This window comes from Rhodobacter capsulatus (genome assembly GCF_052363175.1).
GTDB lineage: Bacteria > Pseudomonadota > Alphaproteobacteria > Rhodobacterales > Rhodobacteraceae > Rhodobacter > Rhodobacter capsulatus_D.
Genome location: NZ_CP198946.1, coordinates 214,356 through 239,580 on the forward strand (window position 1 = coordinate 214,356; position 25,225 = coordinate 239,580).

Below are 25,225 nucleotides of genomic sequence, written 5' to 3' on the forward strand. Positions count from 1 at the left end.
CTTCCCGGCGTATATAAGGAGGGGAAAATAGCCCTGCAAGAACTGACGCGCGGGAGTTTGCGACAAATGCCACAATCCGCCCGACCGGTGCAAATTCGCCCTGATCCGCAGGAGATCCGCGGCTTTCAGCATTACCCCGGCTGGCTCGTGCCCACGGAACAGGCGGCGCTGGTCGAGGAGTTGCGCGCGGTCGTCGCCGCAGCCCCGCTGTTCTCGCCGATGACGCCTTATGGGCGGCCGATGTCAGTGCGGATGACCTCGGCCGGGCGGTTCGGTTGGATAAGTGATCGGCGCGGCTATCGCTACAGCGAAACGCACCCTTCGGGCGGGGCCTGGCCACCGATCCCCGAGTGCATTCTGGAGATCTGGCGGGCGGTTTCGGGCTCTGATCGCAACCCCGAGTGCTGTCTGGTGAATTTCTACGCTGAAAAGGCTCGGATGGGCCTGCATCAGGACCGCGACGAGGCGGATTTTGCCCAGCCGGTGGTGTCGATTTCCTTGGGCGATGACGGGCTTTTCCGCATCGGCAACGAGACGCGTGGCGGGGCGACGCAGAGCCTCTGGCTGCGCTCGGGCGACGTGCTGGTGATGGGCGGCCCGGCGCGGCTGCTTTACCACGGCATCGACCGGATTGCGCCCGGCACCTCGACGCTCTTGCCGCAGGGCGGGCGCATCAATCTGACGCTGCGCGTGGTGACCTGAGGGGGCAGGGGCGTATTTGCGCCAAGAAAAAACCCGCACCCTTTTATCTTGCCTCAAATATCTCGGGGGTGCGGGGGCAGCGCCCCCGCCTGTGCCCCCGCTTCTGCCAGATCCCAGACCTTGCGCATCACCGTGGGCAGGGCGGCGGGCGAAAACTCCTGCCTTGGGGTGAAGCCCTCCCCCTCGGTTTGGGCGATGAAGACCCGCAGCCGCAGATGGAAATGGGTGAAGGTGTGGCGCACCTCATGCGAGAGCGCGGTCCAGTCGGCGGCAAGGGGCGGGCAGGGGGCCGGGTCGGTCTCGGCCCAGTCCGAGCCGGGAAAGCCGAGCATCCCGCCGAGCAACCCCTTCTCGGGGCGGCGCTCCAGCAGCACCCCGCCATCGGGGGCTAGCGCGACATAGGCAAGGCCGAAGCGCGTCGGTTTCTCGGGTTTCGGGGATTTGCGCGGCAGCTCGGCCGCGATACCCTGCGCCTTCGCAGCACAGAACGCATTGACCGGGCAAAGCGCGCAGGCCGGATTGCGCGGGGTGCAGATCGTCGCGCCCAGATCCATCATCGCCTGTGCGTGATCGCCCGGGCGCAGCTTCGGCGTCAGGCGCCCGGCTTTGTCGACCAGCTCCGGTTTCGCTGCGGGCATCGGGGTCTCGATCGCCCAGAGCCGCGCCACCACCCGTTCCACATTGCCATCGACCACCACGGCCGGTTCGTCGAAGGCAATCGCCGCCACGGCCGCCGCGGTATAGGGGCCGATCCCGGGCAGCGCCCGCAGGCCTTCGGCGGTTGCGGGAAACTGCCCGCCCGCCGCCGCCACGGCCCGGGCGCATTTCAAAAGATTGCGGGCGCGGGCGTAATAGCCAAGCCCCGCCCATTCGGCCATCACATCGCCATCCTCGGCCGCGGCCAGATCGGCCACGCCGGGCCAGCGCGCGGTGAAGCGGCGGAAATAGTCGCGCACGGCGGCCACCGTCGTCTGCTGCAGCATCACCTCGGACAGCCAGACGTGATAGGGATCGGGGCGGACCCCCGCCGCGCGCTCGGCCGGACCCACCCGCCAGGGCATCACCCGTGCCTGCCTGTCATACCAGGAAAGCAGGGCCGCCCCCGCTTCCGCCTCGCTTCCGTCACGCAATCTTTATGGCCCCCCGCCCCATTCCTCTGGCTTTGCCCCGTGGCCTGCCTAGAATAGGGCCAAGTTTCCGGAAGGACAGGGATGGACGACGACCACGACCACGAACCGCTCGAGCGCCCCGCAGCGCCCGTGAAGCTGCGCCGGATGCGCGGCTTCGAAGCGGCTGCGGGTCTGGTGAAAGAGCGGATCCGGGTCGCGGGGGAATCGCGTGGCTTCGCCATCGCCCGGCTCGTCACGCATTGGGCCGAGGTCGTTGGTCCCGAGATCGCCGCCCATGCGGTGCCGGTGAAGATCGGCTATGGCCGCGAAGGCATCGGCGCCAGCCTGACGCTGCTCGTCGCCGGGCCGATGGCGCCGATGATCGACATGAGCCGCGAGAAGATTCGCAAAAAGGTCAACGCCTGCTACGGCTACAATGCGATTTCCCGCATCCTGATCACCCAGACTGCCGCCACCGGCTTTGCCGAGGGACAGGCGGCCTTTGCCCCGGCGCCGAAAAAGGCGCCCGCGCAACCCACCCCCGAGGTCTGCGCCAAAGCGCAGGCGGCGACCGAAGGTCTGGCCGATGCCGGGCTGCGGACGGCGCTGGAAGACCTTGCCCGAAACATCCTGATGAAACCCGCAAGACAGCGGGAAGACCTGAGAAAGGCTGATCCATGAACCGACGTTCCCTTCTTCTTGGCCTCGCCGGTGGCGCCGTGGTGGCGGCTGCGGGCGGCTATGTCGCGCTTGGCCGCGGTCCGGCCGAAACCCTGATCGCGACCCCTGCGGTTGCCGCGGGCGCGACTGGCACCATCCTGCCTGATATCCCGCTCGGCAAGGCCGACGCGCCGATCACGCTGATCGAATATGCCTCCTACACCTGCCCGCATTGCGCGCATTTCCATGACGAGGTTCTGAGCAAGCTCAAGCGCGACTACATCGAGACCGGCAAGGTCCGCTTCATCCTGCGCGAGGTCTATTTCGACAAGTTCGGTCTTTGGGCCGGGCAGATCGCGCAATGTGGTGGCGATCTGAAATACTATGGCATCTCCGGCATGCTGTTCTCGGAACAGAAGGCCTGGATCGGTGATGGCACTGAAGCGACGATCGCCGAGAACCTGCGCAAGATCGGCATCAAGGCCGGGTTGACCAAGGAGCAGATCGAGACCTGCCTGAACGATCAGGCCCGCGCCGAAGCGATGGTGATGACCTATCAGAAGAACGCCTCGGCCGATGCGATCGAAGGCACGCCGACGCTGGTGATCAACGGCGAGAAGCACGACAACATGAGCTATGAGGATCTGAAGAAGATCCTTGATGCGAAGCTTGGCGGCTAAAGCCCGAGGCTTTCGAGCGCTTTGAGAAGCGGTGCGGCGTCTTCGAAGACCAGCCGCACCGGCAGCGCCAGAACCTTGGGCCGGAAGGCCGGAGGCAGGCGCACGGCATCCTTTTCCGTCGTGACCAGCTGCGCATGCTGGAACAGCGCCTCGGTTTCGAGCCGCGTCAGCAGTTGCGGCGAGAAGGGCTGATGATCGTCCAGCGCTTCGGCCCGCACCACCTCGGCGCCAAGGCCGCGCAGGGTGGCGAAGAATTTCTCGGGGTGGCCGATGCCCGCAAAGGCAAGCACCCGCTGGCCCTCCCAATCCATCCCGGTGGGCAAGGGCACCAGTTGTCCGCGCAGGTGCGGCACGGTGATCTGGTCGCCCCAGCGCGCGGCAAAGCTTTCCTGCGCCGGGACCTGCCCGATCGACAGCACCAGATCGGCGCGGGTCATCCCCGCGGCCACCGGCTCGCGCAGCGGCCCCGCGGGCAGGCACAGGCCGTTGCCGAAGCCCTTCGCCGCATCGACGACGATGATCGAAAGATCCTTTTGCAGCGCCGGGTTCTGATGTCCGTCATCGAGCAGGATCACCTTTGCCCCGGCGCCGATCGCCGCTCGTGCGCCCTCGGCGCGGTCCTTGGCGACCCAGGTCGGCGTGAAGGCCGCCAGCAGCAGGGGCTCGTCGCCGACATCGGCGGCCCGGTGGCGCATCTCGTCGACCCGCACCGGCCCGGGCAGACTGCCACCGTGACCGCGGCTGACCACATGCGCCTCGAGCCCGCGCGAGGCCAGCAGTTGTGCCAGCGCGATCACCGTCGGCGTCTTGCCGGTGCCGCCCGCGTTGATGTTGCCGACCGAAATCACCGGCACCGGCAGGCGCAGACCGTCCTTGGCCACCCGTGCCCGGGTCGCGGCGCCATAGACCTGCCCGAGCGGCTTCAGCAGCCGCGCCCGCAGCGCGGGGCGGGCCGGATCGGTGAACCAGAAAGCGGGGGCCTGCATCAGGGTGTCCTTTCTGCGCGGGCGGTGTCGAATTCCCGCAAGATCGCCCGCACGATGGCCTCGGCCGCGGCCGCCCCGCCCGAGGTGACGGCCCAGGCATTATGCGCCAGAACCGCCGCCCGGTCGGGCGACATCAGATCTGCGATGGCCTCGCCGAGCGAGGTTTCGTCATGGATCGACCGCGCCGCCCGGGCCTCGTCGAGCCGGACATAATCCTCGGCGTAGGGCGCCGTCTGCGGCCCGTGCACCACCGCCGACCCGAGCGAGGCGGGTTCGAACGGCGAGCGCGCATGGCCGGCGGAACCGATCAGCGTGCCGCCCATATAGGTCACCGGGGCGACGCGATACCAGAGCCCGTATTCGGCCGGATCATCGGCCAGGAAGATTTCCGTTTCCGCATCGGGTTCGCCTTCGAGCGAGCGGCTCGCCACCGCCCAGCCCTCGTCGGTCAGCCGGTCGCCCAGTTCCAGCGCGTCATCGGGCTGATCGGGGGCAAGGATCAGCAGCATCCGATGCGCATGATGTTGCGCATGGGCCTGTGCCGCCAGCACCGCGGCAAGTTCCGCCTGCGGCACCGAAGCCGCCAGCCAGACCGGCCGCGTATGGGTCAGCGCCGCCATCGAGGCCCGCTCGGCCTCGGAACAGCGCAGGGGCTCGGGTGGCAGGCCAAGGGCCCCGCCGACATCGATCTGTGCCGGATCAAGGCCCTGCCGCTCCAGCAGCCCGAACGAGGCCTGATCGCGCACGAGAATCCGGCTGATCCGGCGCAAAAGGCCGCGCTGCCCGATCCGGCCGAGGCGACGCAGGGGCGGCGGCAGGCAGACATCGACCATCATCACCGGGATGCCCTCGCGGTCGGCGCCAGTGATCAGCGTGCCAGGCAGATCGTTGCCGAAAAGCACGACAAGCCCCGGCTTGACCCGGTCCAGCGCGTCACGGGCAACGCCGATGCTTTCATCGGGCGGGGGAACAAGCTCGACCCCCTCGGGCAAAATGGGCTCTAGCCCCGGCGGCAGCGCCAGCATCACCCGCATCTCGGGGCGCACCCGGTGCAGCCGGGTCAGAACCTGCAGCGCACCGTCAAGACCGGCACTCGCGGCCTCGGGGCCGATCTGCATCCAGATCACCGGCCCCGGAGCATCGGGCGGCAGCACGTCTTCCCCGGTCCCCGTCGCGGGGTCGGGGCTGCCGCGCCACCAGCGTGCAAGCGATCCCAGCATCGGGGGTCAGGGTCTCAGCTGCCGAGTTCCTCGGTGGGCGACGCGTCGGTTTCCTCGTCGCGCAGCCGGTGCAGGTGGGCGATGAAATAGCGCATATGCGCGTCGTCCACGGTCCGCTGCGCCTCGGCCTTCCAGGCGGAATAGGCCGTGGCGTAATTCGGATAGATGCCGACGATATGGATGGCGGACACATCCTTGAACTCGCTGCGCGAGGCGGACACAAGTTCGCCGCCGAAAACGAGATGCAGGCGTTGGGGAGAAGGTTTGCTCATGGGCCATCCTGTCGGAGAAGTTGTGCGGGCAGACTATGCGAAGCCCCGTCGCCTCTCAAGCCGGGATGCGGGGGGCAGTTACTGGGCCAGCCCGAGCCCGATCAGATAGTCCGCCCCCTTGCGCAACCCGCGCGGGTCGAAGACTTCAAGCAGCAGCCGCGGCATCTGCGGCAACCGGTTCAGCGCGGCAAAGACTGCCTTCCAGGGAATGTTGCCCTCGCCCGGGTGCCAGTGCCGGTCGGCAAAGCCATCGACGTCCTGCAGATGCACATGCCGCAGCGCCGCACCGCCCGCCAGCGCGAAGGCATCGACCGGCGGAGCCCCGCAGCGGTGGTGCATCATCTGCGCATGGCCTGTATCGAGCGACAGCTTCACCGCCGCACTGCCCAGCGCCTCGGCCAGCCGGGCGCGCAGCCCCGGATCGGTGTCCTCGACATTTTCCAGCACCAGTTCGACGCCCAGCCGTTCGGCCCGCTCGATCACCGGCCCCATCACGAAGCGCACCCGTTCAAAGGAAATCGCGGCCGCGACCGAGGAGGTGGCGATATCCGCTTCGGTCCAGAGCCCGTAGGGTGAATGCACCACCATCTGATCAGCCTCCAGATCGGCGCAGATTTCGAGCGTGCGCAGCAGCCGGTGCCGGATCACCGGGGTGATTTCGGGGTCGGCGCAATCGATGCGGAAGGACATGAACGGCCCATGCAGCCCACGCCGCCCTTTGTGACCCTCCAGAAGCTGTTTCGCGCGGGCCACCAGATCAAGCGTGTCGCCGTCATGGGTGGTGGGCCAGCAGAAGCTTTGAATCTCGATGTCGCGGTCTTTCTCGAACAACCAGTCGCGATGGAACTCGATCATGTCAAGGCTGAGCGCAGCGCCCAGAACGGGTAACTCTTTTGTCATCGCTGACCCCTATGGTTGCTCGTGCTGACACAGGCTGCGCCAGCCGCGCGCGCTTTTCAATCCGGTTTGAAGCCGCTATCAGGCGCCATGCACAGAACTCTGACCCAGATCTACGATGGCCGCGTGGCGGCGGGAACCCTGCGTGCCGATGCCGCCCAGCGGGCGGTGCTGCCGCTTCTGGACCGGGTGCGGTCAGAGCTGGAAGCGCCGGTGAAAAAGCCTGGTCTCTTCGGGCTGTTCGCCAAGCCGCCAGAGCCGGTGAAGGGGCTTTATCTCTGGGGCGGCGTCGGGCGCGGCAAGTCGATGCTGATGGATCTGTTCGGCGAGGCGGCTGCGGTGCCCAAGCGCCGGGTGCATTTCCACGCCTTCATGCAGGAGGTGCAGGGCAAGATCGACGCGCACCGCCGCGCCAAGGAGGAAGACCCGATCCAGCCCGTCGCGGCCGAGATCGCGGCCTCGGTCCGGTTGTTGTGTTTCGACGAGATGCAGATCACCGACATTGCCGATGCGATGATCGTCGGGCGGCTCTTTGACGAGATGTTCAAGCGCGGCGTGACGGTGGTGACGACCTCGAACCGGCCGCCCTCCGATCTTTACAAGAACGGCTTGAACCGGCAGCTGTTCCTGCCCTTCATCGACATTCTCGAACACCGGCTCGAGGTGCACGAGATCGTTTCGGAGACCGACTACCGGTTGCATCGGCTCTCGGGGGCGGAGGTCTATTTTGCGCCCGCGGGGACGACGGCGCACAAGAAAATGGACGGGCTCTGGAACGAGCTGACCGGGCATGACGGCACGACGAAGCTGCGCATCGAGGTCAAGGGGCGCTCGGTCGTGATCCCGCATTACCACAACGGCGTCGGGCGGGCGCGGTTCTGGGATCTGTGCGGGGCGATGCTGGGACCGGCCGACTATCTGGCGATTGCCGGCGCGCTGCGGGTGCTGATGATCGACGACATCCCGCATCTGTCGGCCTCGAACTTCAACGAGGCGAAGCGGTTCGTGACGCTGATCGATGCGCTTTACGAAGGCAAGGTGCGGCTGATCTGTTCCGCCGCCGATGTGCCCGAGCGGCTTTACAACGAGGGCGAGGGCAGTTTCGAATTCGCCCGCACGGTGTCGCGGCTGCGGGAAATGCAGTCGGCCGACTGGTCGCAGGAAAACCGGTAAGCGGGTCGGTGTCGGGCGAGGAAAGGCGGTGCCTTTCCTTCTCCGCCCGAACGCCTGTCAGCTCAGCATGTCCCGCACCAGCGGCGCGACCTTTGCGCCGTAGAGCTCGATCGCGTCGCGCAGATGCGCGGGGTTCTGCGGTCCGGCCGAGTATTTCAGCGTGAACCGTGACGGTCCCAGCGCCTTGACCGTCGTCGCGATCTTTTTCGCCACCGTCTCGGGGCTGCCGACATAAAGCGACCCCTGCGCGATCTCGGCCTCGAAGGCGGCCTTGGTGAACCGCGGCCAGCCGCGCGAGCGCCCGATCAGATCGTGCATTGCCGCATAGGCAGGGAAGTAGCGCTCTTTCGCTTCCTCGTCCGTGGTCGCGACATGGCCCGGCGAATGCACCGACAGCGGCAGCATCTTCGCCCCCATCCGCTCGCGGGTATGGCGGTAAAGATCGACGAGCGGGCCGAACCGCGCCGGATTGCCGCCGATGATCGCCATGACCAGTGGCATGTCCATCGCCGCCGCCTCCATCACCGAGTCGGGGCTGCCACCCACGCCGCGCCAGACCTGCAACGGGCGTTCGGGGCGCGGATAGACGGTCACGCCTTTCAACGGGGTGCGGTGTCGGCCCTGAAAGCTGATCTTCTCCTGCGCCACAAGGCTGTGCAGCAGCTGCGCCTTTTCGGTGAACAAGGTCTCGTAATCGTTCAGATCGAAGCCGAAGAGCGGGAAGCTTTCGGTGAAGGACCCCCGCCCGATCGTCAGCTCTGCCCGTCCCGGCGCAATCGCATCGAGCGTCGCAAAGCGTTGAAACACCCGGATCGGATCATCCGAGGACAGCACCGTGACCGAGGTCCCGGCATGGATCTTCTCGGTCGAGGCCAGGATCGCCCCCAGCAGCGGTTCCATCGAGGAAATCGCGAAATCCGGGCGGTGGTGTTCGCCCAGACCGATGAAATCAAGGCCGACCTGATCGGCCAGGATCGCCTCGGCGAGCGTGTCGCGGATCACCTGTGCGCCGGATCGCAACCCCTGCGCATCGGCGGTGATGTCGCCAAAAGTATCAAGGCCGAATTCAAGCGTCATCATGGGCCTCCTTTCCGTTGCAGGAAAGATAGGCACCTGAGCCCTGTGCGCCTAGGCACAGGAGCGCACAGAACTTGGCACAGAAATGCGCAAGTCTCAGCCGTTCTCGCGCAGCACTTGCCCGGCAAGATACAGCGAGCCGCAGATCAGAACCCGGGCCTGCGGGTCGGTTTGCGCAATCGCATCAAGGGCTTCCGCCACCGACGCGGCCTCGGTCACCTGCGCGAAACCGGCCGTGCGGGCGGCTTCGGCGGTGGCGGCGCTCGGCAGGGTGTTGATCTCGTTCGGGATCGAGACGGCGGTCAGGCTTTGCGCCTGCGCCGCCAAGGGGCGCAGATAGCCCGCGATGTCCTTGGTGTTGAGCATGCCGCAAATCAGATGCGTCGGGCGTTTTGGCATCCGGGCCAGCGTCGCGGCAACGGCCTCGCCCCCGGCCGGGTTATGGCCACCATCCAGCCAAAGCTCGACCCCGGGCGCGCTGGTCGCAAGCGGCCCCTGCCGCAGGCGCTGCATCCGCGCGGGCCATTCGGCCTTGCTCACCGCTGCCTCGCAGGCCAGATCGTCGAAGCCGAGGAGCCGCAGCGCGGCAATTGCGGCGCCTGCGTTTTCGATCTGATGCGGCCCGGGCAGGGTCGGCAAAGGCAGATCCAGAAGCCCGGTCTCGTCCTGATAGATCAGCCGCCCGCGCTCCTCGAAGGCGTGCCAGTGCTGGCCATGCGCGAACAGGGGCACGCCCAGACGCGCGGCTTTCTCCTCGATCACCGCAAGCCCGTCGGGGTGCTGCGGACCGACGATGCAGGGCACGCCGCGTTTCAGGATCCCGGCCTTTTCGCCCGCGATCTCGGGCAGGGTCTCGCCCAGATATTGCTGATGGTCGATCGAGACCGGGGTGATGATCGTCGCCGCCGGTTTCGCGATGACATTGGTGGCATCGAGCCGCCCGCCAAGGCCGACTTCCAGCAGCGTGTAATCGGCGGGCGTGCGGGCAAAGGCCAGAAACGCCGCGACGGTGGTGATTTCGAAAAAGGTGATCGGCTGCCCGCCATTCGCCGCATCGCATTCATCCAAGAGCGCCGACAACGCAGGTTCGGAAATCAACGCGCCCGCCAGCCGGATGCGTTCGTGAAAGCGGGCGAGATGCGGCGAGGTATAGGCATGCACCGTCTTGCCCGAGGCCTCGAGCCCGGCGCGGATCATCGCCTGGGTCGAGCCCTTGCCATTCGTGCCCGCGACATGGATCACCGGTGGCAGGCGCGTCTCAGGGTGATCGAGCGCGGCCAGAAGCCGATGCACCCGGTCGAGCGTCAGATCGATGATCTTCGGATGCAGCCCCATCAGCCGCGCCAGGATTTCGTCGGAAGGTTGCGGCATGCTGGGCTCCTTTCATGCAAAGGCCGGGGGCGCTGCCCCCGGACCCCCGGGATATTTAGAGCAAGATAAAGGTTATTCCGCCGCGGGTTGGTCGGCGGGCGGGGCCGCTTCGGTCGGCGCGGGGCCGGGCGGCGGCAGTTCGCCCCAGATCGGCGGCGGCAGGCGCATCATCATGCGCAGGATCACGATCAGCTCTTCGCGCAGTTTCTTGCGATGCGTGACGCGGTCGAGCATGCCATGGTCGAGCAGATATTCGGCGCGCTGGAAGCCCTCGGGCAGGGTTTCGCGGATCGTCTGTTCGATGACGCGCGGACCGGCAAAGCAAATGAGCGAATTCGGTTCGGCGATCTGCACGTCGCCGAGCATCGCATAGGACGCCGTCACGCCGCCCGTGGTCGGGTGGGTCAGCACGACGACATAGGGCAGCCCGGCATCCTTCAGCATCTGCACCGCGACGGTCGAGCGCGGCATCTGCATCAGGCTCAGGATACCTTCCTGCATCCGCGCCCCGCCTGCGGCAGAGAACAGCACCATCGGGCAATGCAGCTCGATCGCGCGCTGGGCGGCGGCCAGGATCGCATTGCCGACATACATCCCCATCGAGCCGCCCATGAAGGAGAAGTCCTGCCCGACGGCGACGATCTGGGTCTTGCCCATCTCGCCTTCGACGACGAGCATCGCCTCTTTCTCGCCGGTCGATTTCTGCGCCGATTTCATCCGGTCGGGATATTTCTTCTGATCGCGGAAATGCAGCGGATCGGCGATCGGCTCGGGGACTTTCACCTCGGTGAAGGCGCCAAGGTCAAACAGCGCCTCGAAGCGCTCGCGCGGCGTGATCGCCATGTGATGGTCGCAGTTGGTGCAGACGTTCAGATTGTCCGTCACTTCGCGGTGGAACAGCATGGTTCCGCATTCGGGGCATTTCGTCCACAGGTTCTCGGGCATCTCGCGGCGCGAGAACAGCGAGTTGATCTTGGGTCGGACGTAGTTCGAGATCCAGTTCATCGGGGGGCCCCTTGGTTTCCGCGACGTCGCTTTGTGAGCTTGGGCTCAGATAAGCCCGCGCGCGGGCAAATGCAATCAGCGCCGCAGCCGCAGGCGCGCAGCCAGCCAGAACACCACGATCGCCAGCGCATCGAGCGCAAGATAGGGCGCCATCGCCCCGATGTCGCGGGTGTTGATGACGAGCGTGTAAAGCGAGAGCCCGTCGAGCTGGCCATAAAGCCCGACCAGAAAGAGCGCCGAGATGTTGTTGGCGAAATGGAAGGCGAGCGAGGGGCCAAGATTTCCGGCCCGCGCCGTCAGATCGGCGGACAGGCAGCCAAAGAGCATTGCCCAGAGCACGAAGATGATCGCGGTCGGGCCATTTTTCTCGGGCGCATAATGGAGCGCGCCGAACAGGGCGGCGGGCAGCACCATCCAGGCGAGCGGATGGCGCAGCCGTGCGGCCATCTGCTGCAGGAAATAGCCGCGAAAGAGCAGCTCTTCCGAGGCGATCTGGATGAAGAGCAAAGGCAGCGCGATCGGCAGCCATTTCAGCAGCACCGGCAGGGGCGTCGATTTGCCAAGGCTCGGGTCAAGGGCCGAGCTGGCGGCGACCAGCGCGACAAGCCCGAGCAGGGTCGGGAAGACCTTCAGGAAATCGCCAAAAGCGCCGGTGCCGAACAGGCTGGCGATCGGGCGGCGATGCAGGAAGCGGGTGACCAGCATCACGCCAAGCGCCAGCGGCAGGAAGCTGAGCATCACCAGCACGAGGCCGCCCGGGGTGCCGCCGCGTTCCATCGCCATCACCACGGCGGCGAATACGATCGGGCCGCCGAAGCGGTAAAGCAGCGCCAGAGCCCCCATCACCGCGCCCCAATAGATCCCCCCGATCAGGATCAGACCGGCAAGGCTGCGCAGCCATTCCGAGCGGGTCCGGGCGGGGGCGATGAAAAGCTCAAGTCTGGGGTAGGGCATTGCGGTCTCCCGATCTGGCGGGTGACCCTAGCGGCGCGGCTTGCGTGGGACAAGTCGCTTTACTTTGGTCGGGCGCTGGCGGAAGAGGGATCTCTGCCCCGGAGGATCCATGTTCGAAGTTTCCCTTGATCTGGCCCTGTCGCTGATCGGCGCGGCCTTTGTGGCCGGGTTTGTCGATTCCATCGCGGGGGGCCGGGGGCTGATCACTCTGCCGGTGCTGCTTCTGGCCGGGGCAACGCCGTTGCAGGCGTTTTCGACGAACAAGGTGCAGGGGGCTTTCGGCGCGGCGACGGCGGCGCTGACCTACGCGGCCAAGGGCCAGGTGAACCTGCGCGCGCAGTTGGGCGCGGCGTCTCTGGCGTTCCTGTCGGGGCTTGCGGGGGCGTTTCTGGTCTCGGTCCTGCCGACCGAGGCGTTGCGCCGCGTGCTGCCCTTCATCCTGATCGCGATCGCGGCCTTTTTCGCCTTTCGCAAGGGGCTCGATGACACCGACCGGGCCGAGCGGATCAAGCCTGCGGCCTTCACCGCCTTTGTCGTGCCGCTGATCGGCTTTTACGACGGGCTGATCGGGCCGGGGGCGGGGGCGTTCTACATGATCGGCTTCGTGATGCTGGCGGGCTATGGCGTGCTGAAGGCGACGGCGCATACGAAGCTGCTGAACTTCGCCTCGAACCTTGGCGGGCTTGCGGCCTTTGCCGCGATAGGCGCGCCCTGGTGGGTGACCGGCATCGCTATGGGCTTTGCGCAGGTGGCCGGCGCCAGCCTTGGCGCAAGACTGGCGATGAAGAAGGGGGCACGGCTCATCAAGCCGCTTCTGGTCGTGACTTCGACCGCGCTGGCGGTGCGGCTGATCTGGCAGATGATCTAGCAAAACCCCTTTGCCAGCCGCATTCCCCCGGTTGCGAACCCGCGCCAGTTCTTGCTGACCGGTGGCAGCAACTGCGCCACCACCGGGTTATCCGGGTCCAGCGCGCCCAGATGCACCAGAAGCGCGGTGATCGCCGCTTCCGAGGCACGGCTCGCGCCATCGGTGATCTTCAGCGCCACGCCGCGCTTCTGCTCGGGCAGGATCGCGACGAAGACCCCCTCGGCCCCGGTCTTCACCGTGACCTTGCCGCCCATCGCCCGCATCAGCTTGGTGCAGGCACGGTTCTCGCCCGCCACCAGTTCGGGGAAGGCTGTCATCGCCTCGATCAGCCGCGCCGCGGCAGCCGCGCGCAGCCCGCCCTCGGGCCGGGCGGCGGCAAAGAATTGCATCGCCCGCGCCAGACCCTCCAGCGTGCAGGCGAAATTCGGCGCCGAGCAGCCGTCGACCCCCCAGCCCGCCGCGGTCTCGCCCGTCACCTCCTCGAAGGCCCTGCGCACCGCGCGCTGCACCGGATGGTCGATCTCGACATATTCGGCGCCGCCCTTCAAATGCCGGTTCAGGGTCAGGAACCCGGCATGCTTGCCCGAGCAGTTGTTGTGCAGCTGGCAGGGCTTTTCCGCCGAACAGGTGAGCCGCTGCGCCTCGACCGGGTCAAAGGGCAGATGCGACCCGCAGCGCAGATCGCTTTCGTGCATGCCAAGCTCTGTCAGCCAGTCGCCCACCGCCCCCACATGCAGCGCGGCCCCGGAATGGCTGGCGCAGGACAGCGCCAGGTGCCGCAGGCCGAGCCCGGCAGCCTCGGCCGCGCCGCTTTCGATCAGCGGCAGCGCTTGCACCATCTTGCACGACGAGCGCGGAAACACGACCGCCCCCGCCTCACCCCAGACCTGCTCCGCACCCTGCGGCCCATAGACCACCGCATGGCCATGGTGCAGGCTTTCCAGCAAATCCCCGCGCCAGATCTCGATCAATGCCGCCGCTGCCATGCCAAACCTTCCTTATCATGCGCGAAAACCCGCCGGGGGGGCTTTCCCAAAACGCCACTTTTGCGTTATCACTGGAATATCGAGTTGAAATCGGGTCTGCCACAGTCAAGAACGGCCAATAGCCCACGGGCGGACCAGAGGCACAGACAGCTGGAGGCTGTTTCATGAAGACGATCATCACGAGCGTCGCTGCGTTTGTCGCCGCGTCGCTGGCATTTTCCCCTGTCGCGCAAGCCCAGGAAAGCTCGAACCGCGTCGCAGCGAAAACCGACTGGAGCGTCTTCGTCGAGGACAGCCCGAAGGAATGCTGGGGCGTGTCGCCGCCGAAAAAGTCGGTGGCCACCAAGGATGGCAAGACGGTGCAACCGCGCCGCTCGGAAATTCTGCTCTTCGTCACCTATCGCCCCGGCAAGGCTGGCGAGGTGATGTTCATGGCGGGTTATCCCTTTGCCGATGGCTCGACCGTCGATCTGAAAGTGAACACCGGCGCGACCTTCACGCTGTTCACCAATGGCGAAGGCGCCTGGGCGGGCTCGCCCGAAGACGACGCCAAGCTGATCGCGGCGCTGAAATCCGGGGCCGAGGTGACGATCGCCGGGCATTCGGGCCGCGGCACCAAGACCGAGGACACCTTCTCGCTGATGGGCTTCACCGCCGCGCTCGACGAAGCGTCCAAGCGCTGCAAGTAAGCGCCGCGACACCTGCGGGGCCCCGGGCATTGTCCGGGGCTTTTGCGTTTCGGGCTACCGTTTGGTGACCGAATCCCCTATATGCTCGGCTTTCGCTATTCTGGACCTGCCATGACCGAGCCGACCTCTCCGATCACGCAAGACGTGCTGACCCTGCCGCGCAAGCTGCCCGAGGGCGGCAAGGTCAATCTGGTCGGCCTGACCCGCGAGCAGCTGCGCGCGGCGCTGATTGCTGCGGGCACGCCCGAGAAACAGGCGAAGATGCGGGTCGGTCAGGTCTGGCAGTGGATCTATCACTGGGGCGTGCGCGATTTCGCCGCGATGACCAATCTGGCGAAAGACTACCGTGCGCTGCTCGATGCGCATTTCGAGATCGCCCTGCCCGAGGTCGTGACCTGTCAGGTCTCGATGGATGGCACGCGGAAATATCTTCTGCGCATCGCGGGCGGGCATGAGGTCGAGGCCGTCTACATCCCCGAGGAAAACCGCGGCACTTTGTGCATTTCTTCGCAAGTCGGCTGCACGCTGACCTGCTCCTTCTGCCATACCGGCACGCAGAAACTGGTGCGCAACCTGACGGCGGGGGAAATCGTCGGTCAGGTGATGGTGGCGCGCGACGATCTGGGCGAATGGCCGGTGCCGGGCGAACCGAAGGACGAGACGCGGCTGATCTCGAACGTCGTGCTGATGGGCATGGGCGAGCCGCTCTACAATTTCGAAAACGTCCGCGACGCGATGCAGGTCGTGATGGACAACGAGGGGCTGACGCTGAGCCGCCGCCGGATCACGCTTTCCACCTCGGGCGTCGTGCCGGAGATTGCGCGCACGGCCGAGGAAATCGGCTGCCTGCTGGCGATTTCCTTCCACGCGACCACCGATGCGGTGCGCGACCGTCTGGTGCCGGTGAACAAGAAATGGAACATCGCGACGCTGCTTGATGCCCTGCGCGACTATCCGCGGCTGTCGAATTCCGAGCGGATCACCTTTGAATATGTGATGCTCAAGGACGTGAATGACAGCGACGCCGACGCGCGGCGGCTGGTCAAGCTGATCCAGGGCATTCCGGCGAAGATCAACCTCATCCCCTTCAACGAATGGCCCGGCTCGCCCTATCAGCGCTCGGACTGGGAACGGATCGAGGCCTTTGCCGATATCGTCTACAAGGCCGGTTACGCCGCGCCGATCCGCACGCCGCGGGGCGAGGATATCATGGCCGCCTGCGGACAACTCAAATCCGCCACCGAACGGGCGCGGAAATCGAAGGCCGAGATCGAGGCCGAAACCGGTCTCTGATCCCCGCCGTCGCAAAGGGCGTATTTGCGCCAAGAAAAAACCAGCCAGCTTTTTCTTGGTCCAAATACGCCCTTTCGCGGCTTGTCTCAGGCGTGCCCGTTCGTCCAGGTCTCGATGACGTCCACCGCTTCTTCGGCGGTTTCGACAAAGCTGATCAGGTCAATGTCCTCGCGCGCGATCGTGCCTGCCTCGGCCAGATAGTCCCAATCGACGACGCGGCGCCAGAATTCCGCGCCAAACAGGATCAGCGGGATGCGTTTCATCCGCCGGGTCTGGATCAGCGTCAGCGTTTCGAACATTTCATCGAGCGTGCCGAAGCCGCCCGGAAAGACGCAGACCGCTTTCGCCCGCATCAGGAAGTGCATCTTGCGGATGGCGAAATAGTGGAAGTTGAAGCACAGATCCGGCGTCACATAGGCATTCGGCGCCTGTTCATGCGGCAGCACGATGTTGAGCCCGATCGATTGCCCCCCGGCCTCATGCGCGCCGCGGTTGCCCGCCTCCATCACGCCGGGGCCGCCGCCGGTGCAGATGACATATTCGCGCCCGTAAGCCGCCATCGAGCGTTCTGTCATCATCCGCGCGAAGGTCCGCGCCTCGTCGTAATAGCGGCTCAGTTCCGCCAGAATGGGGGTCTTGGCGGTGTCTTTTTGCGCCGGTTCCGGGATGCGGGCGCCGCCAAACAGCACCACCGTGCTTTCCACGCCGCGCTCGTCCATGATCAGCTGCGGCTTCAGCAGTTCGAGTTGCAACCGCACCGGGCGCAATTCCTCGCGCATCATGAAGCCGCCATCGGTGAAGGCGAGCTTGTAGGCGGGCGCGCGGGTCTGCGCGGTGGCGGGGATGTCCTGCGCCGTTTTGGCATCCATGATGCTGTCACGGAACGGGTGGGATCGGCTTTCGTCTTTCATATCCTGCTCATTGCGCGAAGGGCTTTCCCCAACTATAGGGGGAAAACCATGAAGACCACTTGAAAGAGGACCGTTCCGATGTCGAACGCCATGCTCGAAGCTGCCATCGAAGCCGCCTGGGAGGTTCGCGACACCCTCACGCCCCACACCAAGGGCGAAGCGCGGGACGCGATCGAGGCCACGCTCGAGGCGCTCGACAAGGGCGTGCTGCGCGTCGCCGAGAAGAAGGACGACGGCAACTGGCATGTGAACCAGTGGGCGAAAAAGGCCGTGCTGCTGGGCTTCCGCGTCAAGGACATGGAAGTGCATTCGGGCGGGCCGCAGAACGGCACCTGGTGGGACAAGGTCGACAGCAAATTCGCCCATTGGGGCGAGGCGCAGTGGAAGGCCGCCGGTTTCCGCGCCGTGCCGCACTGCATCGTCCGTCGTTCGGCCTATATCGCCAAGGGCGCGGTGCTGCTGCCGTCGTTTGTCAATCTTGGCGCCTATGTCGACGAGGGCACGATGGTCGACACCTGGGTGACGGTGGGCTCCTGCGCGCAGATCGGCAAGAACGTCCACCTGTCGGGCGGCGTCGGCATCGGCGGCGTGCTGGAGCCGATGCAGGCCGGTCCGACGATCATCGAGGACAACTGCTTCATCGGCGCGCGCTCGGAAGTGGTCGAGGGCTGCATCGTCCGCGAGGGCTCGGTTCTGGGCATGGGCGTCTTCATCGGCAAATCGACGAAGATCGTCGATCGCGAAACCGGCGAGGTCTTCTATGGCGAAGTGCCGCCCTATTCGGTGGTCGTCGCGGGGTCGATGCCGACCAAAGGGGGCATCAACCTTTACTGCGCGGTGATCGTGAAACGGGTCGATGCGCAGACGCGCTCGAAGACCGGCATCAACGAACTGCTGCGGGACTGATCATGCTTTTGTCGCTGGGCGCCAAGGTGGTCGATGCGGTGCGCGGGGCGGCCTTGCCGCAGCCCCTGCGCTTCGTTCTGATGGTCGCCGATCTGGCGATGATCGGTCTGGTGACGCCCGTGGCGCTGAGCAAACTGGGCGAAATGGCCAAGGCCGCCGCCCCCGGGGACTGGATGCCCGGGGCGGCGATCGGGCTTTATGTACTGGTCGCAGCCTGGCTGGCCGTGACCTCGCTGCGGTCTTTGCGCCGCAGCTGAGAAGGGAAACAGGATGACCGAGACGGCCGAGAAACCGGAAAAGGCGAAACGCCCGCAGCAGGTCTATACGCTGCTCGTGGAGGTGGGCCGCTCGGCCAATGACGGGTTGCCGAAGGGCTCCACCGGGGCGGGTCTTCTGTGCTACGCGAGCGGCGTCGACGAGGCCGAGGCCGTGCGCGAAACCGTGGCGATCCTGAAGCAGGCGGATATGGCGCCGCTCGACGTGACCGGCTACGGCACTTTGGCCGAGCGGGAAAAGGCGGGCGACGAGATCGACGCCGCCGAGAAGGAGCTGATGCAGCGGGCGCTGGATGAAAATTCGGTCGTCGTCGCGCAGATGACGCCCTTCTACGACGAGAAGGCTTGAGCGGACACTCGCCAAGCGGGTTTGCGCCCTGTCCATAGCCTGCTAGACTGTTTTCAAACAACGAACAGTCGGGCAGGCCATGAAACGCGCGTTGAAACCCATCCTCTTCTCCCTGTTGGCTTTTTCGGCTTTGACCGCCTGCGGCGGGCTGCTGGATCGGGGAGGCGTTTCCATGAACACCATCGAAGAGATTCCCCCCGTCGATGCGGCGACGCAGGCGGGGATGGATGCCTGGGTCGAGGGCTTCAAGCCGCGCGCGATGGCGGCGGGGATTTCCGAGGCGACCTGGAACCGCGCGATGCGCGACGTGCCCTATAACCCGAAGGTGATCGAGCGGCAGCAGTTTCAGGCCGAATTCGTGAAGCCCATTTGGGACTACATGGACAGCGCGGCCTCGGACGAGCGGATCGCCAACGGTCGGGCGGCGCTGGCGCAATATGACGGCGTGCTGCGCGAGATCGAGGCCCGGTATGGCGTCGACAAGGAAGTGGTGGTGGCCGTCTGGGGCATGGAAAGCCGCTATGGCGCCAAGCGCGGCAACACCCTGATCATCCCGGCGCTGGCGACGCTGGCGCATGATGGGCGGCGGGCCGAGTTCTTTGAAAGCCAGTTGATCGGCGCGCTGAAGATCCTGCAGGCGGGCGACATCGACCCGGCGCATATGACCGGGTCCTGGGCCGGGGCGATGGGGCATACGCAGTTCATCCCGACCTCCTATCTGGCTTTCGCGGTCGATTTCACCGGCGATGGCAAGCGCGACATCTGGTCGGACAATCCGGCCGATGCGCTGGCCTCCACCGCGGCCTATCTGGCGCGCTCGGGCTGGTCGAAGGGGCAGCCCTGGGCGGTCGAGGTCAGCCTGCCCGAGGGCTTCGATGTGGGGCTGGCGGGCAAGGGCACGAAGCGGGCGCCCTCGGACTGGGCGGCGCTGGGCGTGCGCGGCGTGAATGGCGGGGCGGTGCCGAATTACGGGTCGGCCTCGATCCTGCTGCCGGCCGGGCCGGAGGGGCCTGCGCTGATGATCTTCGGCAATTTCACCGCGATCTCGCGCTACAACAATGCCGATGCCTATGTGATGGGGGTCGGCCATCTGTCGGATCGGCTGAAGGGGCAGGGGCCGTTCGTGCACCCTTGGCCGCGCGAAGGCCGGGCGCTGACCGATGCCGAAAAGGTCGAGGTGCAGCAACTGCTGACCGCGCAGGGTTACGACACCAAGGGCACCGACGGGCTGATCGGCCCGGGCACGATCATGGCGGTGATGGACTATCAGCGCGCCCACGGCATGACGCCGAATGGCTGGGTGACGATCAAGCTGCTGGAAAGCCTGCGCGGCGGTTGAGCGGGTGTTTCGGGCGGGTCAGCGCTCTGCGTTCCCCTGCCCGAACCGACAGGGCTTATGGCGCCGGGCTAAGCCCGATCACCAGCTCGTGCAGGTGAAAGATCGCCGCCCAAGCGAAGACTGCGATCCCGAGCCGCAGCCACGAAGGCCGTCCCTGCGGGCGCCAGCGGCCGCTGAGGAAGGCGGCAAAGGGGATCAGGCTGGTGTGCGTCGCCAGACGGCCAAACTCGCCCGCGCCGATGCGGCGGATCAGGCGCTTTTCCATCGCCCGCATGCCGATCAGCGAGAACAGAAGGAACACCCCGAACAGGATCGCATGCGCCAGATCGCCGTTCACCAGCAGATGCGCCGACGCCCAGAGCACCAGCGCCCAGAGGAATGGTTGCCGGGTGATGCCGACGATGCCCGGCCGCGCGGGGTCGAAGCCGGTCGAACGGCCCTCGAAGGCGAAGGGGTTCGGGCAAGCGATCGCATAGCTTGAAATCAGGATCACCACAGGCATCACGATATTCGTGACCCAGCGCATCCAGATCTCTTGCGGCCAAAGCTCGACATAGGGGGCGCGGGCGGCAGCCCCGATCAGCCAGTAGAGCAGGCCAAGCGCAAGCCCGCCAAAGGCGATGCCGTAGCCCGCGCGGCCAAGGGTGGCGACCAGCAGCCCCTTGATCCGCGGATTGGCCGGGATCAGGTGGGTCGACAGGAAGGCCAGCCCGGCAAGGGCGAATTCGAGCCAGTCCATCGCTTACCTCTGTTTCGACAGTTGCACGGCCAGAATCCCGCCCGCGATGATGATCACGCCCAGAAGGTCCAGCAGACCGAGCCGCTCGCCCAGCACCAGCGCCGCGATGGCGACGCCGAAGAACGGGTTGAGGAAGTGGAAGGTCGCGGCCTTCACTGCGCCGATCCTCCCCACCAGCTTGAACCAGATCCAGGTGGCCAGAAGCCCGGGGATCAGCGTCGTGTAAAGGAAGGCCAGCACCAGCCGGGTCGAGGGCACGACGTCCCAGCTTTCGGTCGCGGCCGAGACACAGGCGAGCACGGCGGCGCCCACCCACATCTGCAGGCCGACGATCATCAGCACATTGCCCCCCGACGACGCGCCCCGCACCGAGAGCGTGGCAATCGACAGCGCCAACGCCGCCGCGAAGCACAGCGCAAGGCCGACCGGATCGACCCCGCCCGAGAGCCGCGCCCCCATGATGATGCCGACCCCGATCACCCCGGCCACCAGCCCGGCAAGGCCAAGCGGGCGCACGGTATCGCCAAAGACCACCCGGCCAAGCAGCGCCACCATCAGCGGCATGGTCGAGGCGACAATCGAGGCGACCGAGGCCTGCACCCACTGCATCGCGACGAAGTTCAGCCCCAGATAGAGCGCGTTCTGGCAGATGCCGAAAATCAGCGTCGCCTTCCACTGCGCCCGGCTCAGCCGCCAGCTTTGCCCCAGCGCCAGCGCAATGGCGACGCCCAGCCCGCCCGAGATCAGGAACCGCGCCGAGAGCGCCAGCAGCGGCGGCGCCTCGGCCACGATGATCCGGGCCGAGGTGAAGGCCGAAGACCACATCACCGCGAAGGCGAGCCCCATGAGTATGGCGCGAATATCCATTCTGTTCCCATCCGTCGGTGCGATTTCGAACAGCCAGAACCGGATTTGACCGCTTCGGACAAGACAAAACCTGTATGCGATACAGGTTATTTGCCGATGCCAGCGCCAGCGCCCAAGAAGAAGGCCGCCCTGCGGTGCAGAGCGGCCCAAATACGTCAGCACCCTTGCGGGGGCCTCGGGGATCAGACGTTGACGCTGTCCTTGAGGGCTTTGGCGATCGTCACTTTCACCTGCTTGTCAGCCGGTTTCATCATCGTCTCGCCGGTGGCGGGGTTGCGCACCTGACGCTCCGGACGGGCCTTGCACGAGACTTTGCCGATCCCCGGCAGCGTGACCGAACCGCCCGCCGCGACTTCTTTCGTCACGACATCGGCGATGGCGTCGATGGCGGCGGTCGCGGTTTTCTTGTCCGAACCCATGGCTTCGGCAAGCGCGGCCACCAGCTGGGTCTTGGTCATCGGTTTCGACATGGGTCTTCCTCTCATATGCCCCGGTGGGCGGGGCCATCTTGATCCGTCTGCACGGTTTGATGCGCCCTCTAACACACCGTTTTTTCCAGCATGGCAAGCCTTTTCGGGCATGTTTTGCTGATTTTCCCGGCGTCAAGGCAGCGCATCAGAGGAAGGCTGTTTCGTCGAAAGAGCGCAGTTTCCGGCTGTGGATCCGCTCCAGCGGCATGGCCCGAAGCTTCTCCATCGCGCGCACGCCGATGAGCAGATGACTGGCCACCTGAGTGCGGTAAAACTCGGTCGCCATGCCCGGCAGCTTGAGTTCGCCATGCAAGGGTTTATCCGAAACGCAGAGCAGCGTGCCGTAGGGAACCCGGAATCGGAACCCGTTCGCGGCGATGGTCGCGCTTTCCATGTCGAGCGCGACGGCGCGGCTTTGATTGAGCCGCTGCACCGGGCCGGATTGATCGCGCAGCTCCCAGTTGCGGTTGTCGATCGTCGCCACCGTGCCGGTGCGCATGATCCGCTTCAGCTCGTAACCTTCAAGCTGGGTGATCTCGGCCACGGCTTCCTGCAGGGCCACCTGCACCTCCGCCAGGGCCGGGATCGGCACCCAGACCGGCAGATCGTCATCCAGCACGTGATCCTCGCGCAGGTAGGCATGGGCCAGAACGAAATCGCCCAAGCTTTGCGAGTTGCGCAGCCCTGCACAATGGCCGACCATCAGCCAGGCATGCGGCCGCAGCACGGCGATATGGTCGGTCGCGGTCTTCGCGTTCGACGGGCCGACGCCGATATTGACCAGCGTAATGCCGTTCCCGTCCGGCCGCTTCAGGTGATAGGTCGGCATCTGCGGCAGCTTCGCCAAGGGTGGGATCACCCCGTCTGCCGTGGTGATTTCCACATTCCCGGGCGCGACGAAGCTCGTATAGCCCTGTGCCGGATCGGCCAGCATCTGCCGCGCGACCTTTTCGAATTCGTCGACGTAGAACTGGTAGTTGGTGAACAGCACATGGTTCTGGAAGTGCTCGGGCGCCGTCGCGGTGTAATGCGAGAGCCGGGCGAGCGAGTAATCCACCCGTTGCGCGGTGAAGGGCGCCAGATGCCCCGAGCCATCCGGGTTCGGCTTTGCCGTGCCATTCACGATGTCGTCGTTCATGCTTTCCAGGGACGGCACGTCAAACACATCGCGCAGCGAAATGGTCAGCGCGCCTTCCTGCGGGATCGTCACCTCGGGCTGGCCCGCGACGGCGAAATGCACCGGGATCGGGGTTGCCGACGGGCCGACCGTCACCGGCACGCCATGGTTGCGCATCAGAAGCCCGATCTGCTGCGTCAGGTAATTGCGGAACAGATCGGGGCGGGTGATCGTCGCGACCTTGGTGCCGGGCGAGGACACATGGCCGAAGCTCAGACGGCTGTCGGATTTCAGGTGCGAGGTGACGGTGATCCGCACCTCCGGGTAGAAGGCGCGATAGCGGGTGTCGGCATGGCCGGTGGCAAGAACCTCATTGAACTTCTGCAACAGGAAGCCGGTCGCCTCGCTGTAAAGCTGTTCGAGCCGGGCCACGGCGGCGGCCGCGTCGGTGAAGGTGTCATGCGCCGACGGCGGCGGGGTGAGGATCGTTACGGGGTCATTCATTCGAAAAGCTCGGTCAGTTGGAATTTCGTCACATCGACAAGGCCAAGGTCGGAGATCCGGATTTCCGGGATCACGACCAGAGCCAGCAGCGAATGCTGCATGTAGGCGTTGTTCAGCGTGCAGCCGCAGTCGGCCATCGCCTTGACCATCGCCGCGGCGCGGGCGGCAACCTCGGCGGCGGGGTCGTCGGACATCAGCCCGGCAATCGGCAAGGGCACGGCGGCCAGTTCGGCGCCGTCTTTCCAGACGCTGATGCCGCCGCCCATCTGCCCGAGCCGGTTCGCGACGGCGGCCATCGCGGCGCGGTCGGTGCCGACGACGATCATGTGGTGGCTGTCATGCGCGACGGTCGAGCCGATCGCCATCGAGCCCTTGTAGCCAAAGCCCGAGACGAAGCCGTTCACCACCTTGCCGGTGCCCCGGTGCCGCTCGACCAGCGCGATCTGCGCCACATCTTTCGCCTCGTCCGGCTGCGCCAGCCCGTCGACCACGGGCAGCTCCGCGGTCAGCGCCTTCGTCGGCGCCTGATTTTCGACGACGCCGATCACCTTGGCGGTCACCGTATTCGCGCCCTCGGGGGCGGGAATGGCGAAATCCGCAGGCTCGAGGTGCTTGCCCAGATGCACGGTCTGCCGCGCGCTTTCGGGCCAATCGTAATGCGGGCAGTCGACGGTCAGGGTGCCGTTCTCGGCCACCACCTCACCCCGCGCGATCACCATCTCGACCGGCAGGGTGACCAGATCCGAGGTCAGGATCACATCCGCCCGCCGCCCGGGCGCGATCGAGCCCAATTCCCGTTCCAGCCCGAAATGGCTCGCCGTGTTCACCGTGCACATCTGCAGCGCGATCAGCGGATCGCAGCCGCAGGCGACGGCATGGCGGTAAACGCGGTTCATATGGCCTTCGTGGACCAGCGTGCCGGAATGGCAATCGTCGGTGCACAGGATGAAGTTGCGCGGATCAAGCCCGCGTTGCGTCACCGCGGTGATCTGGCTTTCGACGTCATACCACGCCGAGCCGAGCCGCAGCATCGCCCGCATCCCTTGCCGGACCCGGGCCACGGCATCGTCTTCGCAGGTGCCCTCGTGGTCATCGGCCGGACCGCCCGCCGCATAGGCGCGGAACGGTGCCCCAAGGTCGGGGCTGGCGTAATGCCCGCCCACGGTTTTCCCCGCCCGCTGCACGGCCGCGATCTCGGCCAGCATCTTGGCATCGGCGCCGATGACACCCGGAAAGTTCATCATCTCGCCAAGACCGATGATGCCGGGCCAGGACATCGCCTTGGCCACATCCTCGGGGGTGATTTCAAAGCCCGTCGTCTCCAGCCCCGGGGCCGAGGGCGCGCAGGAGGGCATCTGGGTGAAGATGTTGACGGGCTGCATCATCGCCTCGTCATGCATCATCCGCACGCCCGCCAGACCCAGCACGTTGGCAATCTCATGCGGGTCGGTGAACATCGTCGTCGTGCCATGCGGGATCACGGCGGCGGCGAATTCCGCGGGCGTCAGCATGCCGCTTTCGACATGCATGTGACCATCGACGAGACCGGGGATCATGTAGCGGCCCTGCGCCTCGATCACCCGTGTGTCCGGCCCGATGGCCGAGCTCAAATCGGGGGCGATGGCGGCGAAACGCCCCTCGGCAATCGCGATGTCGTAACCGTCCAGCACTTCGCGGCTTTGGACGTTGACCCATTTGCCCTGCCGGATCACGCAATCGGCGGGTGCTCTGCCCGCGGCGACGGCAATCAGACGCGGCGCGGCCTCGGGCCAGGTTTTGAGAGATGTCATATGTTCCATGACCAAA

27 protein-coding genes are annotated in these 25,225 nt (G+C 65.9%); 11 read left to right on the forward strand and 16 right to left on the reverse strand.

Translation table 11 applies throughout. The annotated features are described in order from the left end of the window. The first annotated feature begins 66 nt into the window (after nt 1-66). The gene (locus ACTTAI_RS01785) at nt 67-702 is read left to right on the forward strand and encodes an alpha-ketoglutarate-dependent dioxygenase AlkB family protein (protein ID WP_444453825.1); all 636 of its coding nucleotides are present in this window, start codon (nt 67-69) and stop codon (nt 700-702) included. A gap of 53 nt (nt 703-755) precedes the next feature. Here ACTTAI_RS01785 and mutY read toward each other — a convergent pair whose 3' ends face one another. Next, nucleotides 756-1,832, reverse strand: a complete 1,077-nt coding sequence (gene mutY / locus ACTTAI_RS01790) for an A/G-specific adenine glycosylase (protein ID WP_444453827.1) — start codon at nt 1,830-1,832, stop codon at nt 756-758. 81 nt (nt 1,833-1,913) lie between these two features. Between mutY and ACTTAI_RS01795 the strand changes: the two genes are divergently transcribed. Both ACTTAI_RS01795 and ACTTAI_RS01800 read left to right on the forward strand, forming a co-directional pair. Continuing rightward, a complete protein-coding gene (locus tag ACTTAI_RS01795) occupies nt 1,914-2,492 on the forward strand; it encodes a DUF721 domain-containing protein (protein WP_444453828.1) in 579 nt (192 codons plus the stop codon). Next, entirely contained in the window at nt 2,489-3,151 is a 663-nt protein-coding gene (locus tag ACTTAI_RS01800; protein WP_444453830.1) for a DsbA family protein, read from the forward strand. Before ACTTAI_RS01795 ends, ACTTAI_RS01800 begins: the two co-directional genes overlap by 4 nt. Here ACTTAI_RS01800 and lpxK read toward each other — a convergent pair. The 4 genes from lpxK to ACTTAI_RS01820 form a co-directional block, all read right to left on the reverse strand. Further along, nucleotides 3,148-4,137 carry a tetraacyldisaccharide 4'-kinase gene (lpxK, locus tag ACTTAI_RS01805; RefSeq protein WP_444453832.1) on the reverse strand — a complete coding sequence of 330 codons (990 nt, stop codon included), beginning with the start codon at nt 4,135-4,137 and terminating at the stop codon, nt 3,148-3,150. The two genes, ACTTAI_RS01800 and lpxK, sit on opposite strands and share 4 nt — an antisense overlap. Continuing rightward, nucleotides 4,137-5,357: a 3-deoxy-D-manno-octulosonic acid transferase gene (locus ACTTAI_RS01810; protein WP_444453834.1), complete on the reverse strand. Its 1,221-nt coding sequence runs from the start codon at nt 5,355-5,357 to the stop codon at nt 4,137-4,139. Before ACTTAI_RS01810 ends, lpxK begins: the two co-directional genes overlap by 1 nt. A 14-nt stretch (nt 5,358-5,371) precedes the next feature. Continuing rightward, nucleotides 5,372-5,629, reverse strand: coding sequence for a DUF4170 domain-containing protein (locus ACTTAI_RS01815; RefSeq protein WP_110804364.1), 258 nt, complete (start codon nt 5,627-5,629; stop codon nt 5,372-5,374). Nucleotides 5,630-5,707: 78 nt separating this feature from the next. Next, nucleotides 5,708-6,529, reverse strand: a complete 822-nt coding sequence (locus ACTTAI_RS01820; RefSeq protein WP_444453837.1) for a sugar phosphate isomerase/epimerase family protein — start codon at nt 6,527-6,529, stop codon at nt 5,708-5,710. 87 nt (nt 6,530-6,616) lie between these two features. Between ACTTAI_RS01820 and zapE the strand changes: the two genes are divergently transcribed. After that, on the forward strand, nt 6,617-7,699 hold the full coding sequence (gene zapE, locus ACTTAI_RS01825) for a cell division protein ZapE (protein WP_444453839.1): 1,083 nt from the start codon (nt 6,617-6,619) through the stop codon (nt 7,697-7,699). Nucleotides 7,700-7,756: 57 nt separating this feature from the next. Here the strand turns inward: zapE and ACTTAI_RS01830 are convergent, their stop codons facing one another. The 4 genes from ACTTAI_RS01830 to ACTTAI_RS01845 form a co-directional block, all read right to left on the reverse strand. Continuing rightward, nucleotides 7,757-8,776, reverse strand: coding sequence for an LLM class flavin-dependent oxidoreductase (locus ACTTAI_RS01830; RefSeq protein WP_444453840.1), 1,020 nt, complete (start codon nt 8,774-8,776; stop codon nt 7,757-7,759). Between the two features lie 96 nt (nt 8,777-8,872). Next, nucleotides 8,873-10,147 carry a bifunctional folylpolyglutamate synthase/dihydrofolate synthase gene (locus ACTTAI_RS01835; RefSeq protein WP_444453841.1) on the reverse strand — a complete coding sequence of 425 codons (1,275 nt, stop codon included), beginning with the start codon at nt 10,145-10,147 and terminating at the stop codon, nt 8,873-8,875. Between the two features lie 72 nt (nt 10,148-10,219). Next, nucleotides 10,220-11,152: an acetyl-CoA carboxylase, carboxyltransferase subunit beta gene (gene accD / locus ACTTAI_RS01840; protein ID WP_444453843.1), complete on the reverse strand. Its 933-nt coding sequence runs from the start codon at nt 11,150-11,152 to the stop codon at nt 10,220-10,222. A 75-nt stretch (nt 11,153-11,227) separates the two neighbouring features. Further along, the gene (locus ACTTAI_RS01845; RefSeq protein WP_444453845.1) at nt 11,228-12,106 is read right to left on the reverse strand and encodes a lysostaphin resistance A-like protein; all 879 of its coding nucleotides are present in this window, start codon (nt 12,104-12,106) and stop codon (nt 11,228-11,230) included. Between the two features lie 109 nt (nt 12,107-12,215). Here ACTTAI_RS01845 and ACTTAI_RS01850 point away from each other — a divergent pair, with 109 nt between their 5' ends. Beyond that, the gene (locus ACTTAI_RS01850) at nt 12,216-12,974 is read left to right on the forward strand and encodes a TSUP family transporter (RefSeq protein WP_444453846.1); all 759 of its coding nucleotides are present in this window, start codon (nt 12,216-12,218) and stop codon (nt 12,972-12,974) included. On the opposite strand, the gene ACTTAI_RS01855 is transcribed toward ACTTAI_RS01850, so the two are convergent. Continuing rightward, entirely contained in the window at nt 12,971-13,960 is a 990-nt protein-coding gene (locus ACTTAI_RS01855; RefSeq protein WP_444453848.1) for an asparaginase, read from the reverse strand. The two genes, ACTTAI_RS01850 and ACTTAI_RS01855, sit on opposite strands and share 4 nt — an antisense overlap. Before the next feature lie 164 nt (nt 13,961-14,124). Here ACTTAI_RS01855 and ACTTAI_RS01860 point away from each other — a divergent pair, with 164 nt between their 5' ends. Then, complete coding sequence (locus ACTTAI_RS01860) at nt 14,125-14,649, forward strand: invasion associated locus B family protein (RefSeq protein WP_444453850.1); 525 nt, start codon at nt 14,125-14,127, stop codon at nt 14,647-14,649. Nucleotides 14,650-14,760: 111 nt separating this feature from the next. Further along, the gene (gene rlmN, locus ACTTAI_RS01865) at nt 14,761-15,942 is read left to right on the forward strand and encodes a 23S rRNA (adenine(2503)-C(2))-methyltransferase RlmN (protein ID WP_444453851.1); all 1,182 of its coding nucleotides are present in this window, start codon (nt 14,761-14,763) and stop codon (nt 15,940-15,942) included. Between the two features lie 86 nt (nt 15,943-16,028). Here the strand turns inward: rlmN and ACTTAI_RS01870 are convergent, their stop codons facing one another. After that, a complete protein-coding gene (locus ACTTAI_RS01870; RefSeq protein WP_444453853.1) occupies nt 16,029-16,853 on the reverse strand; it encodes an LOG family protein in 825 nt (274 codons plus the stop codon). Between the two features lie 78 nt (nt 16,854-16,931). Here ACTTAI_RS01870 and dapD point away from each other — a divergent pair, with 78 nt between their 5' ends. From dapD to ACTTAI_RS01890, 4 genes are all read left to right on the forward strand, one after another. Continuing rightward, on the forward strand, nt 16,932-17,759 hold the full coding sequence (gene dapD, locus ACTTAI_RS01875; protein WP_444453855.1) for a 2,3,4,5-tetrahydropyridine-2,6-dicarboxylate N-succinyltransferase: 828 nt from the start codon (nt 16,932-16,934) through the stop codon (nt 17,757-17,759). A gap of 2 nt (nt 17,760-17,761) precedes the next feature. Further along, a complete protein-coding gene (locus ACTTAI_RS01880) occupies nt 17,762-18,016 on the forward strand; it encodes a hypothetical protein (RefSeq protein ID WP_444453857.1) in 255 nt (84 codons plus the stop codon). Nucleotides 18,017-18,029: 13 nt separating this feature from the next. Continuing rightward, nucleotides 18,030-18,383, forward strand: coding sequence for a hypothetical protein (locus ACTTAI_RS01885; protein WP_110804349.1), 354 nt, complete (start codon nt 18,030-18,032; stop codon nt 18,381-18,383). 79 nt (nt 18,384-18,462) lie between these two features. Beyond that, nucleotides 18,463-19,722, forward strand: a complete 1,260-nt coding sequence (locus tag ACTTAI_RS01890) for a lytic murein transglycosylase (RefSeq protein WP_444453859.1) — start codon at nt 18,463-18,465, stop codon at nt 19,720-19,722. 55 nt (nt 19,723-19,777) lie between these two features. Here the strand turns inward: ACTTAI_RS01890 and ACTTAI_RS01895 are convergent, their stop codons facing one another. The 5 genes from ACTTAI_RS01895 to ade form a co-directional block, all read right to left on the reverse strand. Continuing rightward, on the reverse strand, nt 19,778-20,461 hold the full coding sequence (locus ACTTAI_RS01895) for an NnrU family protein (protein ID WP_444453860.1): 684 nt from the start codon (nt 20,459-20,461) through the stop codon (nt 19,778-19,780). 3 nt (nt 20,462-20,464) lie between these two features. Continuing rightward, the gene (locus tag ACTTAI_RS01900; RefSeq protein ID WP_444453862.1) at nt 20,465-21,328 is read right to left on the reverse strand and encodes a DMT family transporter; all 864 of its coding nucleotides are present in this window, start codon (nt 21,326-21,328) and stop codon (nt 20,465-20,467) included. A gap of 182 nt (nt 21,329-21,510) precedes the next feature. Beyond that, on the reverse strand, nt 21,511-21,798 hold the full coding sequence (locus ACTTAI_RS01905; protein ID WP_013065996.1) for an HU family DNA-binding protein: 288 nt from the start codon (nt 21,796-21,798) through the stop codon (nt 21,511-21,513). 145 nt (nt 21,799-21,943) lie between these two features. Beyond that, nucleotides 21,944-23,419, reverse strand: a complete 1,476-nt coding sequence (locus ACTTAI_RS01910; RefSeq protein WP_444453864.1) for an AMP nucleosidase — start codon at nt 23,417-23,419, stop codon at nt 21,944-21,946. Then, nucleotides 23,416-25,218, reverse strand: a complete 1,803-nt coding sequence (gene ade / locus ACTTAI_RS01915) for an adenine deaminase (protein ID WP_444453865.1) — start codon at nt 25,216-25,218, stop codon at nt 23,416-23,418. Before ade ends, ACTTAI_RS01910 begins: the two co-directional genes overlap by 4 nt. Nucleotides 25,219-25,225: the final 7 nt, after the last annotated feature.